Source organism: Stenotrophomonas sp. 2YAF22 (assembly GCF_052114665.1).
In the GTDB taxonomy this organism is placed as follows: domain Bacteria; phylum Pseudomonadota; class Gammaproteobacteria; order Xanthomonadales; family Xanthomonadaceae; genus Stenotrophomonas; species Stenotrophomonas indicatrix.
Genome location: NZ_JBFRFE010000626.1, coordinates 1 through 2,528, shown reverse-complemented (window position 1 = coordinate 2,528; position 2,528 = coordinate 1). Strand labels below are relative to the sequence as shown.

Below are 2,528 nucleotides of genomic sequence, written 5' to 3'. Positions count from 1 at the left end.
CCGTCGCCCTCGCTGTACTGGCCGTGGTAGACGTTGGCGGTGACGCCGTTGACGTTGGTGCGGGTGATGATGTTGATCACGCCGGCCATCGCGTCGGAACCGTAGATCGCCGAGGCGCCGTCCTTCAGCACTTCAATACGTTCGACCGCAGACACCGGCAGGGTCGACACGTCCTGGTAGCCCGAGGTGCTGATACCCATGCGCTTGCCGTTGACCAGCACCAGCGTGCGCTGGGTGCCCAGGTTGCGCATGTTCACGTAGGTACCACCAGCATCCTCACCGGCCGACAGCACGTTGGCGCGGCTGATGGTCGGGCTGCCCATCGCGGTCACGTTCTGCAGGATGTCCGACACCGAGCTGAATCCCTGGCGCTCGATGTCGGCGCGGGTCAGTGCCAGTACCGGCTGCGACGTTTCAACGTCCACCTGGCGGATACGGGAACCGGTGATCTCGATGCGGTCCAGGTTGGTCGGCGAGGCGGTGCTGCTGCTCTGGGCGAACGCCGGCAGCGCAGCCAGCGTCGCGGTGGTTGCCAGGGCGTAGCGGATGGCCTGCCCCAGTGCGGTGGTGCGTGAAGTCATGACGAGCTCTCTCTCTCGGGTCGTGCAAAGGACGCCAAAACGGGCGTCGAAGGAATCGGCAGGTCCAGGACCGAGCCGATGACCCGATAGTAGTCTCGTTGGTTAATGCTCTGTAAAGAGCGCGTGTCGCTTTGTGTCGTTACGCATCGCGCGTTTTCACCAAACGTGAACAAAAGCAGGGGTTTACGTCAGGACGAGGCGCACACCGTCCCCGCCAGCTGCTGCGGTGCAGCAGGAATCGGCGGTCGATTGCGCGAACTGTAACGAAATGTAATCGGGCGCCGACGGGTGATGCGTGGGCGCCCTCGGCGTCCTGATCAGACCACGAACGGACGGAACTGGATGCCCAGCCCGGCGATGCCTTCGGTCTCGCCGATCAGGTCGGCGCGCAGCAGCGGGCGCGCATCGATGAAGTCCTGCGGCACGATCAGCGACAGGCGGCTGTCGTCGGCAGTCAGTTCCAGCACCGGCAGCGGTGCGTCCTCATGCGCGCGGTTGAGCAGGACCGCCAGGCGCAGCAGGGCAGCCAGGCGCCGTGCGGTCAGCAGCAGGCGTTCGGGAATGGCATCGAAGGCGGTCTTGCTGATGCCGCGGCGGTGATTGCGCACCAGCGTCGCCAGCATCTGCTGTTCCTGCCGCGAGAAGCCGGCGATATCCGAGTTTTCCAGCACGTAGCTGCCATGCACGTGGTAACCGCTGTGGGCGATCATCAGCCCCAGCTCATGCAGGCGTGCGGCCCAGCCAAGCATGCGTGCGTCATCGGCATCCAGCTTCCAGCGCTCCTGCACCTGCTCCAGCAACGACAGCGCGGTGTCCTGCACGCGGCCGGCCTGCACCGTATCGATGCCATAGCGATGGGTGAGGGCGGCCACCGATTCATCGCGCGGGTCGTTGTCGCCGGCACGGCCGAGGATGTCATAGAGGATGCCCTCGCGCATCGCGGCCTTGCTGACCAGCAGCTTCTGCAGGCCCAGCGCCTGGAAGGCGGCCTCCAGCACCAGGATGCCGCCGGCGATGATCGGGCGGCGATCGCTGGACAGGCCAGGCAGCACGATGTCGTCGATCTTCTTGGCCTTCAGCAGCTCATCGCGGAGCTGCGGCAACGCCTCGGCGGTGATCGCACCCTTGCTCAGCTTCATCGTCGCGCAGATTTCGCTGATGGCCTTGTGGGTACCAGACGACCCCAGTGCTTCCTGCCAGCCCAGCGCGCGGTATTTGCTGGCGAAGGGCTGGAACTCCCGGCCAATCTCGGCCAGTGCGTCCTTCCAGCGCTTCTTGCTGAGTTTGCCGCCCGGGAAAAAGCGACGGGTGCTGGCGATGCAGCCGGCCTGCAGGCTCTCGCGCTCCAGGGTCTGCATGCCCTTGCCGATGATGAACTCGGTCGAGCCGCCACCGATGTCGATGACCAGTCGATGCTGATCGGGCTTGGGCGGTTGTGCATGGGCCACGCCCAGATAGATCAGGCGCGCCTCTTCGCGGCCACTGACCACTTCGATGGCGTGCCCGAGCGCGGTTTCGGCCGGCATCAGGAAGGCCTGCGGCGAACGCAGCTGGCGCACTGTATTGGTGGCCAGTGCACGCACGCGATGCGGCGGAACATTGCGGATGCGCTGGCCGAAGCGGGCAAGGCACTCCAGCGCGCGCTGTCGCGCTGCGGCGGAGAGTCCACCCTTGCCGTCCAGGCCGTCGGCCATGCGCACGGTTTCGCGCAGGCGGTCGATCACCCGCAGCTGGCCAAGCGTGTAACGCGCGATGACCATGTGGAAACTATTGGAGCCAAGGTCGATGGCGGCCAGCAGGTCGCCATCCTGCAATGCGGGCGGAGTCGTGGTGGTATGCGGCATGGGCGAATGTTAGCCGAAGGGGCGGTGAACTCGTCACCGTGTGGCCTTCACATTTTGTGGGGGGAGTGCGGCAGGGCTGCGCCCTGCACCCGCCGAATCGACG

At 65.7% G+C, this 2,528-nt stretch carries 2 protein-coding genes; both read right to left on the bottom strand.

Features of this window, described 5'->3' with window-relative positions; all coding sequences use genetic code 11:
* Positions 1–581: TonB-dependent receptor plug domain-containing protein (locus tag AB4Y84_RS19115; RefSeq protein WP_442250674.1), on the bottom strand; the 581-nt coding region annotated here is incomplete at its 3' end.
* 317 nt (positions 582–898) lie between these two features.
* Positions 899–2,425 carry an exopolyphosphatase gene (gene ppx, locus AB4Y84_RS19110; RefSeq protein WP_025878116.1) on the bottom strand — a complete coding sequence of 509 codons (1,527 nt, stop codon included), beginning with the start codon at positions 2,423–2,425 and terminating at the stop codon, positions 899–901.
* Between the last annotated feature and the right edge of the window lie 103 nt (positions 2,426–2,528).